Annotated in this window: 13 protein-coding genes; 6 read left to right on the top strand and 7 right to left on the bottom strand. The window is 48.9% G+C overall.

Annotated elements, in window-relative coordinates; all coding sequences use genetic code 11:
• Nucleotides 1-51: 51 nt before the first annotated feature.
• The 5 genes from T3H97_RS14685 (at nt 52) to T3H97_RS14665 (ending at nt 4,072) form a co-directional block, all read left to right on the top strand.
• Complete coding sequence (locus T3H97_RS14685; protein WP_328800111.1) at nt 52-684, top strand: RNA polymerase sigma factor; 633 nt, start codon at nt 52-54, stop codon at nt 682-684.
• Nucleotides 681-1,151 carry a hypothetical protein gene (locus T3H97_RS14680; RefSeq protein ID WP_328800110.1) on the top strand — a complete coding sequence of 157 codons (471 nt, stop codon included), beginning with the start codon at nt 681-683 and terminating at the stop codon, nt 1,149-1,151. The genes T3H97_RS14685 and T3H97_RS14680 overlap by 4 nt, the downstream gene beginning before the upstream one ends.
• Before the next feature lie 95 nt (nt 1,152-1,246).
• Nucleotides 1,247-2,512, top strand: a complete 1,266-nt coding sequence (locus T3H97_RS14675; protein ID WP_328800109.1) for a multi-tm2 domain protein — start codon at nt 1,247-1,249, stop codon at nt 2,510-2,512.
• Between the two features lies 1 nt (nt 2,513).
• Nucleotides 2,514-3,296: a hypothetical protein gene (locus T3H97_RS14670; protein WP_328800108.1), complete on the top strand. Its 783-nt coding sequence runs from the start codon at nt 2,514-2,516 to the stop codon at nt 3,294-3,296.
• Between the two features lie 164 nt (nt 3,297-3,460).
• Nucleotides 3,461-4,072, top strand: coding sequence for a flavin reductase family protein (locus T3H97_RS14665; RefSeq protein WP_220029771.1), 612 nt, complete (start codon nt 3,461-3,463; stop codon nt 4,070-4,072).
• A gap of 163 nt (nt 4,073-4,235) precedes the next feature.
• Here the strand turns inward: T3H97_RS14665 and T3H97_RS14660 are convergent, their stop codons facing one another.
• From T3H97_RS14660 to T3H97_RS14630, 7 genes are all read right to left on the bottom strand, one after another.
• Nucleotides 4,236-4,892 (bottom strand): methylthioribulose 1-phosphate dehydratase, encoded by a 657-nt coding sequence (locus tag T3H97_RS14660; RefSeq protein WP_071558560.1) that lies wholly within the window; start codon nt 4,890-4,892, stop codon nt 4,236-4,238.
• Nucleotides 4,893-5,570 (bottom strand): 2-hydroxy-3-keto-5-methylthiopentenyl-1-phosphate phosphatase, encoded by a 678-nt coding sequence (locus T3H97_RS14655; protein ID WP_328800107.1) that lies wholly within the window; start codon nt 5,568-5,570, stop codon nt 4,893-4,895.
• Nucleotides 5,567-6,778, bottom strand: coding sequence for a 2,3-diketo-5-methylthiopentyl-1-phosphate enolase (locus tag T3H97_RS14650; protein ID WP_328800106.1), 1,212 nt, complete (start codon nt 6,776-6,778; stop codon nt 5,567-5,569). The genes T3H97_RS14655 and T3H97_RS14650 overlap by 4 nt, the downstream gene beginning before the upstream one ends.
• Nucleotides 6,775-7,641 (bottom strand): pyrroline-5-carboxylate reductase, encoded by an 867-nt coding sequence (gene proC / locus T3H97_RS14645; protein ID WP_328800105.1) that lies wholly within the window; start codon nt 7,639-7,641, stop codon nt 6,775-6,777. Before proC ends, T3H97_RS14650 begins: the two co-directional genes overlap by 4 nt.
• 39 nt (nt 7,642-7,680) lie before the next feature.
• The gene (locus T3H97_RS14640) at nt 7,681-8,973 is read right to left on the bottom strand and encodes a glutamate-5-semialdehyde dehydrogenase (RefSeq protein ID WP_328800104.1); all 1,293 of its coding nucleotides are present in this window, start codon (nt 8,971-8,973) and stop codon (nt 7,681-7,683) included.
• Nucleotides 8,974-8,984: 11 nt separating this feature from the next.
• Nucleotides 8,985-10,190, bottom strand: a complete 1,206-nt coding sequence (proB, locus tag T3H97_RS14635; protein WP_328800103.1) for a glutamate 5-kinase — start codon at nt 10,188-10,190, stop codon at nt 8,985-8,987.
• 241 nt (nt 10,191-10,431) lie between these two features.
• The gene (locus T3H97_RS14630; protein WP_328800102.1) at nt 10,432-11,613 is read right to left on the bottom strand and encodes a pyridoxal phosphate-dependent aminotransferase; all 1,182 of its coding nucleotides are present in this window, start codon (nt 11,611-11,613) and stop codon (nt 10,432-10,434) included.
• Nucleotides 11,614-11,789: 176 nt separating this feature from the next.
• On the opposite strand from T3H97_RS14630, the gene T3H97_RS14625 reads away from it, so the two are divergent.
• A complete protein-coding gene (locus T3H97_RS14625; RefSeq protein ID WP_328800101.1) occupies nt 11,790-12,608 on the top strand; it encodes a carbon-nitrogen family hydrolase in 819 nt (272 codons plus the stop codon).
• The last annotated feature ends 7 nt before the right edge of the window (nt 12,609-12,615 follow it).

Here is a 12,615-nt window from a genome sequence, read left to right as displayed (position 1 = left end):
CAGTCTAAATAGGCTTTGATGATAGAGGACACACCATTCCGTCAGGAGGGTGTGTCCTTTTTAAATATTTTTTTCGAAATATGCAGGGGAAGGAAATTTCCTGGCGTCTATAGTATTGGGAAGGGGGAGAGCGTCATTGATATAGAGAGAATCATTGAACGAATACGGTCCGGTGACCGGCAGGCGTTCCGTGAGATCGTAGAGCTGTACAGCAAGCATGTATTTCATATCGCCTATTCGGTATTGCATGACAGCAAGGAAGCCGAAGATGCCGCGCAGGAGGCGTTCGTTCAGGTGTACAAGTCTCTCCCCCAGTACCGGAACGAAGGATTTAAAACGTGGCTGAGCCGAATTGCGCTCCACAAAGCGCTGGATATTAAGCGAAAACAGGACAGACGGCCCGCAGAGCTTATAGATGTCGCACAATCCCTTGTTCAGCTCCCTTCCCGGGATGAGGATGTGCTGGCCCGTCTCATCCGCGAGGAGCAAACTGTAGAACTATCGCAAAAAATCGCCCAGTTGCCCCAGCAACATCGGGATATTATTAACGCCTATTATATGCAGGGCAAAACCTACGATCAAATTGCAGAAGAGACGCAGGTAGCTTTAAAAACGGTAGAGTCGAGACTCTATCGGGCGCGGCTATGGATTCGAAACCACTGGAAGGAGGAGGAATGGCAATGACTGACCAACAGGATAAACCGTGGATTGAAGGGCAATCGAATGACTGGCATGCTTACATTACAGGAACTTGTACGATAGAGGAATCTATCCGGCTGGAAAAGCTCCTGCTGGAAGACGAACAGGCGCTGATGTTATACCTTGCTGCACTGGAGCAACTAGAGTCAACATTGAAAGATTATTCTGCCTGGATGGATACGGAGCGCTTCACAGATCAGGTAATGGCCGTCCTTCCCGAGATAGAAGCTGAACCGAGTCAAGTTATGTTCAAAAAACGCCGCTGGTTTGAAAAACCTGTGTTTCACTATGTTGTCGCTGCAAGTCTGACGTTAATCTTGTTGTCCAGCGGAGCCTTTGACAAATTGATGCCGCAAACAGGCGGAAAGCCGATTCCTCCAAAAGAACGTGTTTCTTACAGTGAAGAAGTCATGCGAGCTACGACAACCTGGCTCGATAAATTAAAGCCCTAAATCATCGGATAAAGGCTGAGATGAAAAAACTCAAAAATAACAACCTTCAATTGGGAACTTTATCAAAATCCCATAAATAGAAAGGAAGTGTAGCGATGCCTTATACGGAAAGAAGCAAGCTCTTGGCATTTCTATTAAACATCATTCCCGGTGTAGGACACTATTACTGGACCCGAAAAGCCAATGCGTTTGTGTACACCATTTTATTTTTCGGATGTCTGGCGGGAGGATTATTTTTTTCAGTGATATCAAGTGACGAAATGCCTTTATTGGCCAGTATGTTTGTTGCCGCCCTTTTCTGGGGACTGAGCACGCTGCATATCATTATTAGCTTGTTGCGTTATGATCCTCGTGCAGCCGCTGTTCCATATCCTCCTCATGCAGGACCTAATCCATATGGCTTTTACTCGCAAAGTGGACCTTATGGACAGGCAGGTTTAACAGGAGAGGTATCAGAGGGGGCAACACACACAGATACGGACGCATCGGGAGCAGGAATGGGATATGGTCCGGGTTATAACCATTATGAACAAGGACACTATGGTGTAGCAGGATCGCCTGCTTTTCAAAGAGGATCGGAGAATGAACGCTTTTTTACGATTTTGCTGTCGTTCATTCCTGGATTGGGACACCTCCATTTGGGGCTGATGCAGCGTGGTCTGTCCTTTCTGCTATCCTTCTTTGGCTTTGGAGCGATCCTAGTCTTTATTACCAGCATCACTAACGAATCCGGATTTTTGGCATTTGCGGGCGTGCTGCCGATCATTTGGCTGTATTGCATGTTTGATGCGGTGCAGCATGTACATCGGAAACAAGCGGGAGAAATGCTTCAGGACCGGACTTTGTTTGAGGAATTGGAGCATGGAAGAGTCGAGGGACGGCGGAGCAAAATGCTGGCTACCATTTTATCGGTATTTCCCGGTGCCGGACATATGTATATTGGTTTGCAAAAGCGCGGACTACAGCTCATGCTTCTGTTTTTAGGCTTCACCTATATATTGGACGTGCTGCATCTTTCACTCTTTTTGTTCCTGATTCCGGTGGTCTGGTTTTACAGCTTTTTTGATGCATTGCAGCAAGTAAGCCGTTATGGCCGGGAGCCGCTGATCGACAAGCCTGTGATTGGTATGTTTGCACAATATCACCGCTGGGTAGGCTTGGGGTTACTATTGCTGGGCGCCTATTACATCTTAATCAACGTACTAGTTCCTACTCTGGATCGTCTGTTTCCGAACGGAGAGATTTATAATTTGGTTGACATGTATCTACGGACGATTATCGTATCCTTATTGTTGATCGGCGGTGGTATTTGGATGATGATCGGGAATTCCAAATCTAAACAAGTAAAGGAGAAGGAATAGAATGGATACTGAATTTTCAAAGAGTGAGGCTCCCTTAAAGGGAGCCCATCATCCTCATAGCGATGGAGGAGGCGCCACAGGTATATTGGGTACATCATCTAACAAAAATAGTTCCTTTAAAGCGTCAAACGCTCCGGCAGGGGTGTGGAAAGTTGGCAGACTGTCCATGGGACTTTTCCTTGTCCTGCTGGGGGGCGTAACGTTTGCCTCCAAGTTTTGGGGAGCTGGTATACTGGATCAGGCGTTGACCTGGTGGCCAATCGTTTTTGTTTTACTGGGATTGGAAATTTTAATGTATACTGCTTGGAAAGGGACGCGCGAGCGCATTCGTTATGATTTATTCAGTATGTTTATTACGGCAGTATTGGTTTTTTGCTGTATCGGATTTGCCTTGGTCAGTTCATTGGGGATCACTCCGCAAGTCAGAGAAATAATGAGTTCGGTTCAGGAAACAAGGGTTCTACCAGACTGGCATGAAAAACTGCCTGCCGGAGTGACCAAGGTGATTGTACAGGGAGAAGATCCTTATGCGGTCAAAATTGACGCAACCACCTCACCGGAGGTGCATGTGTTTGGAAGTTATGTATACACAGGTAAAGAGGATGAAATAAAAGGACAAGATTTATACCAGACCAAGCAAATCGGCGATACCTTGTATGTATTACTGGGTCAAATTCCGACACGGTTTATGCAGACTCAGCAGCAGCTTGATGTTACGATTGTTGTACCTGAGGGAATTATGGTTACTGTGCGCGATAGCCGAGGAAATATCATTGAAAAATAGGGAGATCTCCAGCTCCAACTTTACATTTTATATCATTCACGCGATACTGAAAGGGAAGCCTGAGATGTCATCCATGTTGCTAGCTAAATGGTGTATTTGCTTATCAGGCGAAACTTGATGATGTGCAGTCGAATAGCGATTGTGATCGGAAATGAGGGAGAAAAATGATTTCGTTGAATCCTGATACGCTTACAGGGCGTGAAAATTATAAGCTGTTGACCGGAAGTATTATCCCAAGGCCGGTAGCCTTTGTAACGACTTTGAGCAGCGAAGGGGTGCTAAATGGTGCGCCGTTCAGTTATTTTTCCATCGTAGCCTCTGAACCGCCACTGCTGTCTGTATCCGTACAACGTGTTGATGGAGTACCCAAAGATACAGCACGTAATGCGATGGAGCATAAGGCATTTGTCGTACATATCACAGACGAGGACAATGTGGGAGCGGTGAATGTGACGGCTTCCCGTCTGTTGCCGCAGGAGAGTGAGGTCACACTGGCAGGCCTTACCCCGGTCAAAAGTACAAAAATCGAAGTTCCCGGTGTGGCAGAAGCGAAAATACGCATGGAATGTATTCTGGAACAAGTTATACCGTTGGGAGGCAAGGAGGACACACCTGCCTGTGACCTGTTAATCGGACGCGTTGTGCAGTATCATTTGTCCGAGGAAGCGTATCAAAATACGTATGTGATTGCTAAGGAGCTGCGTCCAGTAAGTCGGTTGGCTGGGAACAACTATGCGAAGCTAGGAGAGCAATTCACGCTGGAGCGTCCCCAATAGGGGGCGTTTTTTTTACAGCATGCCTAAGATTTTATGTGGCTAGTAGAATACCCTAATTATAAAAAAAGAGAACGTTCCTGTGCTATCGCTTAGGCTCCGTTCTCGATATTCAATGACCACTTTTACAAATAATGATAAGCATCTTTGATATTTATGAGTTTATTTACTTCAAAGTTTTCAGCAGTAGGGAGCGATACGTCGTTTCAAACAAAAATTCAAACGCCTCCAAATGCTTTTTTGCCTCAAATACATCACGGCCCCACGCATAAATGCCGTGGTTACGCAATAAAATTCCAGGCACCTGATCATTCAGCACACCGGGCACCAGCTTGGCAATCGAGGCAATATCTGCGTAATTAGGCAGCACAGGAATATCAATCGCAGCATTTTCTTCCCAAATGTTAAAAGCCTTGATCAGCTCAATACCTTGGATAGGTACAGCGCCTTGCTCACCGTAATATTCGGAAATCAGATTATTAAACACGGTATGCACATGAAAAACAGCTCCGCAGCCTGTCAGGCGGTAAATTTCGCAATGTATAAGCGTCTCTGCGCTTGGCTTGAGGTTTGTCGCTTCTGCCGCTTTTCCGTACTGGTCTACGAACAGAAAATCTTCCGGAGTACGCTTGGTTTTATCCTTGCCGCTGGCGGTGACTGCAAAATAAAATTGTTCGGGATGAAAGTCACCGATTCGGATCGACAAATTGCCGCTCGTGCCTGGGAACCAGTTGCGAGATGCGAATAGTTCTTTGACATCAGCGAGTTCTTCCAGTGCACGGCGTTTTTCTTCCAATGAAATGTCTGCCAAGTTAAAACTCATTTACAGCACCCCTTGCTCCTGTTTTTGCTTTAAATCCTCGATAATGTCATCAAATGTTTCAAAGGGTACATGTGGTACGCCAAGCTCTTGACACTTTAAAGTCAGATGCGAACGGGAGTACACAAGATCGGCAATTTTAGCTCCTTCAAAATCGGTCAGGCTGTCGCCAATCAAAATCCGTTCGTATTGTTCGGAAGGGTATTGACGAATTACAGTCGTTTTACACATGCCACAATCATTTGTACACGGTTCCTCACATGGATGCGGCCACGTAATCTGGATGCGCTCCCCGGAAAAATCCGCTCCGTTGCAATAGACGTGGTCGTGTGGAATGTTAAAGGGTTTTAGCAATGGATCAATAAAAAAATCAATGCCGCCACTGGTGACGAAAAATTGAATCTGCTGCTCTCGTACATAGACCAAAAAGCGGGCAAAGCCCTCGCGTATACCAGCTTGTCCAAGTACATATGAGATAATTTCGTCCTTTTGCTCCGAAGGCATCAAGGCGAACATCGCACCTACGCCTTCACGAATGGATGTATGCCCATTTACGATCTGATGCATGATGGGCTCACAGCCTGTAGGCTGAAAATGCTTCATAATGGCGACAATATTGTCGCTGTTCGTAATTGTCCCGTCAAAATCGCAAAAAATGACGGGCTTCTTTGCTATGCTCATCGTTCGCCACCCCAAGTGTCGAGCGCAGATTGCAGCTCGGGGTGAGTACGGGCGTATTCTGCTAGGGGGACATTCTGCTGTACCGCTTCAATTGCTTGCACAAAGGCGCGCCCACCAGCTTCTGTACCCAGCGGATGTCCGTGAATGCCGCCCCCGGCGTTGACCACGACGTCGGTACCAAAGTCACGTACAATGAGGGGCACGAGGCCCGGGTGAATCCCTGCGGAAGGGACCGGCATACTGGCCTTCAGCGGTAGATCAGGGGAGACCAGCTCATCGCGGATCGCCATGTTTTCATCACGCGGCATCGTCACTGAGCCGTAGGGAGAAGGGAAGAGCACGAGGTCAGCGCCAGCCAGCCGCATAAGCTGACCGAGCAGGACGGACGCCGAAATACCATAATGTGGCGATGGATAAGCAGCTCCTGCCAACGAAGGATGGGCAGCAATTGGCACTGAGACGGCGGGATCGCAGCTAAGTTCATGTAGCACATCGTAACCGTAGGCCAACACGTTAAACAGTAACGCGTTGGCACCCGCATCAATGGCCTTGAGAGCTTGCGCCTTAAGCTGCGAGGTTGGTCCCGTTAGATTAGCGGCATACAGCAGCTTTTTACCGGTTTCACGCTCAGCGGCTTCGGCGGCTTTGATGCAGGCTTCAACACGTTTTTCAATCGGCGTCAGCGCGTTTTCAAACAAGATCTCGTCGTCCTTGATCAGATCAACGCCACCGAGAGCCTGCCGGGTAAACTGTTCACGAAGTTCGTCCAAATTGAGGCCAATCACAGATTTGAAAATACTCATGAGAAGGGGGCGATCATACACGCCAAGCTGTTCGCGCAAGCCGCTGATACCGAATTTCGGTCCTGGAAAAGCAGAGCGAAATGCTTCCGAGAAACCCAGCTTCGTTAGCTTAATTCGGCCGTCCATCGAAATTTTTCCGAAGACCGTGACTAGCAGAGCGGGAATGTCTCGGCTGAAGTTGACATCCGGGTAAGCGATGGTCAGGTCCGCGTACCGTTCACCGGGACCTCCATCGTGAATATCCACAGAATGAACAGAGCCAAGATGCTTTTGCATCGCGTCCCGTTTGGCTTGCGGGAGCTCAGTCCAGCTGCCCACCGTCATGCCGATGGCAATAGATTGGGCCTTTTGGTTAAAATCGGCTTTGTCATCGTATACCCGGTAGGTCGCCAAGCAATAGCTCATTCAATTCCCTCCTTGAGTACAGCTCCCATCTCGCGGGATCGTTCAGCGCACCGCTGCACCGCCGCAATCACCGTTTCGTAGAAGTCACCTTTGTCTAGCATTTCCAATGCAGCTACCGTAGAGCCATTAGGAGACATAATTTTGTGGCGAAGGGCAGAAGGCTCCTCTCCGGTTTGCTGCACCATACGTGCCGCTCCAAGCGCAGTTTGCACCGTTAGTTCGTGCGCTTGCTCAGGGGTCAAGCCACCACGGATTCCTCCGGCAATCATGGCTTCCATCAGGTAGTAGACATACGCAGGGCCGCTTCCAGATATCCCGGTCAAAACATCCATTTTCTCTTCTTCTATAACCGTTACCGTACCTACAGATTCGAACATTGTAAGCACGTTTTTACGCTGGATCTCGCTGATCTCCTTGGAAAAGCTAATACCTGTGGCTCCCAGCCCAATTGAGCTGGATGTATTGGGCATCGTCCGTGCGATCGGCTGCTTGCGACCCAGCAACGTTTGCATCGTACGAATAGACAATCCGGCGATTACCGAAATGATCAGCTGCTCATCAGACAGAAGTGGGCCGAGCTGTCCAAGTGCTTGTGCAGCATCCTTGGGCTTCATGGCAAGCACAATGACCGGAGAACGACGCAGAAGCTCGGTTTTGGCGGCATCCTCGGTTTGGAACAAGACTCCATATTGCTTTTGAAGTTCCTCAAGGCGAGCCTGATTACTGCGGTTGATGACGGTAATACCACTAGGTTTGACGACAGAACGAGCCGCCATTCCGCGAATAATAGCCTCTGCCATTGATCCTGCCCCGAAAAATGTAATTTGCTCATTAATTAAAACCTTTGTTTGTGATTCACACATAGATTCATAACCTCCAAGGATACAGATTGATTTAAGTTATTATTCCCTGATTTGTCCAGTACCGTACACGCGATATTTGGTTGAAGTCAAGGCAGGCAATCCCATTGGACCGCGGGCATGTAATTTTTGTGTGCTGATTCCGATCTCGGCACCAAACCCAAACTCGAAGCCATCCGTGAAGCGAGTGGATGCATTGTGGTACACGGCTGCCGCGTCCACTTCTTGCAGAAAACGCTCGACATGGGCTTTGTCCTCGGTGACAATACACTCTGAATGCTTCGTACCGTAACGGGTAATATGCTCCAGTACTTCGTCCAGATTGTCCACGACCTTTACGTTCATAATGTAATCATTATACTCGGTGCCATAATCCTCTTCTGTAGCAGGAACAGCCCAAGGAGCCAATTCTCGTGTGCGTGCACAGCCGCGTAGCTCAACCCCCGCATCACGAAAGCGTTCTGCCAATCCTGTTAAGTGTGCTTGTGCATAATCCGAGTGTACGAGCAATGTTTCCATTGAGTTACACACGGACGGTCTTTGTACCTTGGCATTGAGTGTAATCGCTTCGGCCATTGCGGTATCCGCTGTAGCGTCCAAAAAGGTATGGCATACACCAGCTCCGGTTTCGATGACAGGTACGGTAGCGTTCTGAACAACATTTTGAATGAGTGAACGCCCGCCGCGTGGAATAATTACATCCAGCAAGCCGTTCAAGGTGAGCATTTCGTTGACCGAGGCACGGTCTGAATCCTCAATAAGTTGAAGCGCCTCGCGTGGCACAGCTGTTGCGTCTAGTGCCTGCTGGAGTACTTCGATAATCTTGCGGTTGGAGAAGAGGGCGGCCGAACCACCACGTAACACAACCGGATTGCCTGTTTTCAAGCACAGGCCCGCGGCATCCACGGTTACATTTGGACGCGCTTCATATATGATGCCGATGACACCCAGCGGCACACGTATCTTCTCAATTCGCAGACCGTTTGGACGTTCAATTTGCTCAAGGGTGTCGCCGACCGGGTCAGGCAGTGCCGCAATTTGGCGTAATCCTTCGGCAATAGCTCCGATTCGGTCCTCGGTCAGCTTGAGGCGGTCGAGCAGCGATTCTGATGTTCCCTGTTCCCGTCCACGTTTCAGGTCATTATGGTTTGCTGCAATCAGTTCTTCTGTATGGTTCACTAGAGCTTCTGCCATAGCAAGCAATGCTTCGTTTTTTTGTGCTGTAGTCAGTCGGTTCATGGCCCCGGCACTTTTTTTGGCAAGATTCGCTTTGGTTCGTACTTCGCTAAACTGATTCTCCTCGGTTGCAGCTGTGTTAGTCGTTAAATCACTCATGTTACGGCCTCCTACATACATAATGTAATCCATTCATCCCTGTGGATCACCTCAAGCCGGTGAATGGGACCAATTTTGCCCACAACCTCGCCGCTAGGTAATCCTTGTACCATTCGAAGCTGTTCATCATCATAATTGACGATGCCGCGTCCTAACACTTTATTTTCCGGTCCGAGCACCTCAACGACATCTCCGGCATGAAAGCTGCCCTCGACACGTCGTACGCCAACCGGAAGTAGACTGTGTCCTCCGTGAACCAACGCTTCCTCGGCCCCTTCGTCTACATGCACCGCGCCCAGAGGGGTGGACATAAATCCAAGCCATTGTTTTTTCATCGGAAGTGAAGAGAGGTGGGTGTCAAAATAAGTTCCCGGTCCGTGTCCTTCGACGGCTGCGTCTAGATCACCATTCGCGCTTACGCGTCCCACATATACAGGTACACCGCCGCGTGTAGCGACTTTGGCAGCTTCGATCTTGGATCGCATGCCGCCAGTACCTACAGACGATCCAGAACCTCCAGCTAATGCATAAATTTCCTCTGTGATTTCTTCGATACGTTCAAAACGTACGGCATTCGGATGCTTGCGCGGATCTGCCGTATATACGCCATCGGTGTCCGTAATGATAATCAGATGCTGAGCTTTGACCAGATTGGCAACCAGTGCGGACAGCATATCGTTATCGCCGAATTTCAATTCGTCAATCGATACAGTATCATTTTCGTTAAAGATCGGGATAACCTGCTGGCGCAGCAATTCTTCTACGGTCATTCCGGCATTATTCATCCGTTTGCGGCTCAAAAAGTCACTGCGGGTTAGCAGAATCTGCGCGATCACTAGGTCAAAATTTTTAAAAGCCTGCTCATAGGCCTGCATGAGAAGAGCTTGGCCAACAGCCGCTGCCGCCTGCTTTTCATGCAGTAGCTTAGGGCGAAACGGGTACCCAATCTCCCTGAATCCGGCGGCTACTGCGCCTGATGTAACCAGCAGCACTTCATGACCTTTTGCGCGAAGCAAGCTGATTTCCCGGGCAAAATAAGCGATGGCTTCCCGATTCAAGCCACCTTCCACTCCAGTCAGAGAGCTGCTTCCGATTTTAATGACGATTCGTGTTGACAAGACGTCCACTTCCTTAATTTTACTCTTTTTAATGCAAAAAAACTTCCATCCTTTGTATGCAAAGGACGAAAGTTTGTGCTTCCGCGGTACCACCTTCATTGATGATTCATGATCATCCCACTTGAAACCTGTTAACGGCAGGGACCGCCTGATTGCGCAGGGCGCTCGGGGATAGGAGTTGGGAGAGAGTCCAGGTAAATTCTTGCAGCCTATCGGAATTTACTCTCTGAACAGGACCGAGTCTCTCTTAATAGTCCCTTCAACGCGCTAAATGATATTGGATACAGAATACCACGAAAAGACCAGGTTTGGCAAAGAAGTTGTAGCTGGAAAATACGGCTTAACCAAACAGGTTTAGCTTGCCAATTCGATCAGCCGCCTCGGTCAGTCGAGCTTCTGAGCTCAGCAGGCCCGCTCGCACATATCCTTCGCCGCCACTCCCGAAGCCGATCCCTGGAGCGACACCCACCTTGGCTTCCCGCAACAGCAGATCGGCAAAAGAAGCCGAAGTATAGCCCTGCGGCACAGGCAGCCAACTGAAAAAGGAGCCGCTTGGGCGCGTCGCCTTCCAGCCTATTTGCCCAAGTGCATCATGAAAAGCGTTACGGCGTGATTCATAGCGGGCTACCAACTCGCCTACGCAGTTCTGCGAGGCCGTCAAGGCTGTCGCCGCCGCTGCCTGAATGCCGCCAAACAAGCTTACATAAATATGATCCTGCAGCAGATTAATCATCGAGATGATTTCGGCATTACCGAGCGCGAAACCAACACGCCAGCCCGCCATATTGTACGTTTTGGATAAGGTATAGAACTCAATCCCCACGTCTTTAGCACCCTCAGCCTGGAGGAAGCTTACCGGACGTTCGCCATCAAATCCAATAGCGCCATAGGCGAAATCACTGGCAACTACAATACCGTTACGTTGCGCGAATTCAACCGTATCCTTGTAAAAGGAAAGTGGAGCCGTTGCCGAGGTTGGATTATTCGGATAGTTAAGGAACATTAACTTGGCGCGTCGGCGGTCTTCCTCGGAAATGGCTTCATAATCGGGCAGAAAACGGTTCTCTTCTTTTAATGGGAGAAAAGACATTTCCGCTTTAGCCAAGGCTACACCAGACCAGTAGTCCGGGTAGCCGGGATCAGGGACGAGACACACATCGCCGGGATTGAGTAAGACTTGCGGCAGCTGAACCAAACCCGTTTTTCCGCCAAACAGGATGGCGACCTCGGTTTCAGGGTTGAGCGTCACACCGTAATCCTCCTGATAGCGCTGGGCAACGGCTTCCTTGAGAAAGCTGTAACCGCGAAATGGCGAATATTTATGATACAGCGGATTATCCGCTGATTCCTGCAAAGCTTTTACAATATGAGAAGGAGTGGGAGTGTCGGGGTTCCCCTGTCCGAGATTAATGACATCATGCCCCGCCGCGATTTCACGGTTTACATTTTGTACAAGTGTGGCAAAAAATTGAGTGGGTAACTGTTTCATGACGTCAGCGGAGGGAATAGAAAAATGAGTCATCAATTCACACGACCTTTTGGAATAGTTTAAGAAATAATTTATCACGATTTTACCGAGTTGTATAGGGGGGATTAAGCTTGAATGGTTGCGTAATCCAGACTGATCGGGCTATGATGGGAGAAAATACCGGATAATGGGTCATGGGAAGCTCTGGCTCACAAGGAGGATGAAGGATTTTGACGTATCAGGAAGCTCAGCCGTTCAGTGTTGCACTCATACAAGCTCATATAGAGATAGGAAACCCCCCGGAAAACCGCAATCATATCCAAGCTTTAATGGAACAAGCGATGAAAGTCGAACTAAAGCCGGATCTGATTGTCCTGCCGGAAATGTGGAACACAGGCTATGCCTTAGATCGTATTCATGAGCTGGCGGACAAGGAAGGGATGGAGACTCGGGCATGGATAGCAGCATTCGCTGCTACCCATGAAGTGAACGTAGTAGCTGGGTCGATCGCAGAGAAAAAAAGCGACGGTCATGTGTATAATACGATGCTCGTTTTTGACCGAACAGGCAGAGAGGTTGCTTCGTATTCCAAAATTCATCTATTCCGACTTATGGATGAAGAAAAATATTTGCAGCCTGGCGAAGAAAAGGTTTTATTCGCACTGGATGGCGGGATTCAGGCAGGTGCGTCGATCTGCTATGATATCCGGTTTCCTGAACTAGCCCGCAGTTTGGCCCTGTCGGGCGCAAATTTGCTGATCGTACCCGCAGAATGGCCTCATCCCCGGCTTCATCACTGGCGTACCTTGCTGACCGCACGTGCTATAGAAAATCAGATGTATGTCATTGCTTGTAACCGGGTAGGTCGTAGCGGAGAAACTGATTTCTTCGGGCATTCGCTCATAATTGATCCATGGGGAGAAATCATTGCCGAGGGCGGAGAGCAGGAGGAGATTCTCACAGGAACGATTGAGTCTGTCTTGGTGCAGGACGTGCGTGGTCGGATTCCGGCGTTTGAAGATCGGCGTCCCTCACTGTATGACCGATAATCAGTGT

Origin of the sequence: Paenibacillus sp. LX16 (genome assembly GCF_036252815.1) — a bacterium.
GTDB classification, from domain to species: domain Bacteria; phylum Bacillota; class Bacilli; order Paenibacillales; family Paenibacillaceae; genus Paenibacillus; species Paenibacillus polymyxa_B.
Note: the sequence above shows the minus strand (reverse complement) of the source record. Positions and strands in the feature narration are given on the sequence as shown.

Coding starts and splice junctions, on each gene's coding strand:
- T3H97_RS14665 (WP_220029771.1), top strand. CDS start 3,461: ATGATTTCGTTGAATCCTGATACGCTTACAGGGCGTGAAAATTATAAG.
- proC (WP_328800105.1), bottom strand. CDS start 7,641: ATGTGTGAATCACAAACAAAGGTTTTAATTAATGAGCAAATTACATTT.
- T3H97_RS14660 (WP_071558560.1), bottom strand. CDS start 4,892: ATGAGTTTTAACTTGGCAGACATTTCATTGGAAGAAAAACGCCGTGCA.
- T3H97_RS14640 (WP_328800104.1), bottom strand. CDS start 8,973: ATGAGTGATTTAACGACTAACACAGCTGCAACCGAGGAGAATCAGTTT.
- T3H97_RS14650 (WP_328800106.1), bottom strand. CDS start 6,778: ATGAGCTATTGCTTGGCGACCTACCGGGTATACGATGACAAAGCCGAT.
- proB (WP_328800103.1), bottom strand. CDS start 10,190: ATGAAGGTGGTACCGCGGAAGCACAAACTTTCGTCCTTTGCATACAAA.
- T3H97_RS14655 (WP_328800107.1), bottom strand. CDS start 5,570: ATGAGCATAGCAAAGAAGCCCGTCATTTTTTGCGATTTTGACGGGACA.
- T3H97_RS14680 (WP_328800110.1), top strand. CDS start 681: ATGACTGACCAACAGGATAAACCGTGGATTGAAGGGCAATCGAATGAC.
- T3H97_RS14670 (WP_328800108.1), top strand. CDS start 2,514: ATGGATACTGAATTTTCAAAGAGTGAGGCTCCCTTAAAGGGAGCCCAT.
- T3H97_RS14675 (WP_328800109.1), top strand. CDS start 1,247: ATGCCTTATACGGAAAGAAGCAAGCTCTTGGCATTTCTATTAAACATC.
- T3H97_RS14630 (WP_328800102.1), bottom strand. CDS start 11,613: ATGACTCATTTTTCTATTCCCTCCGCTGACGTCATGAAACAGTTACCC.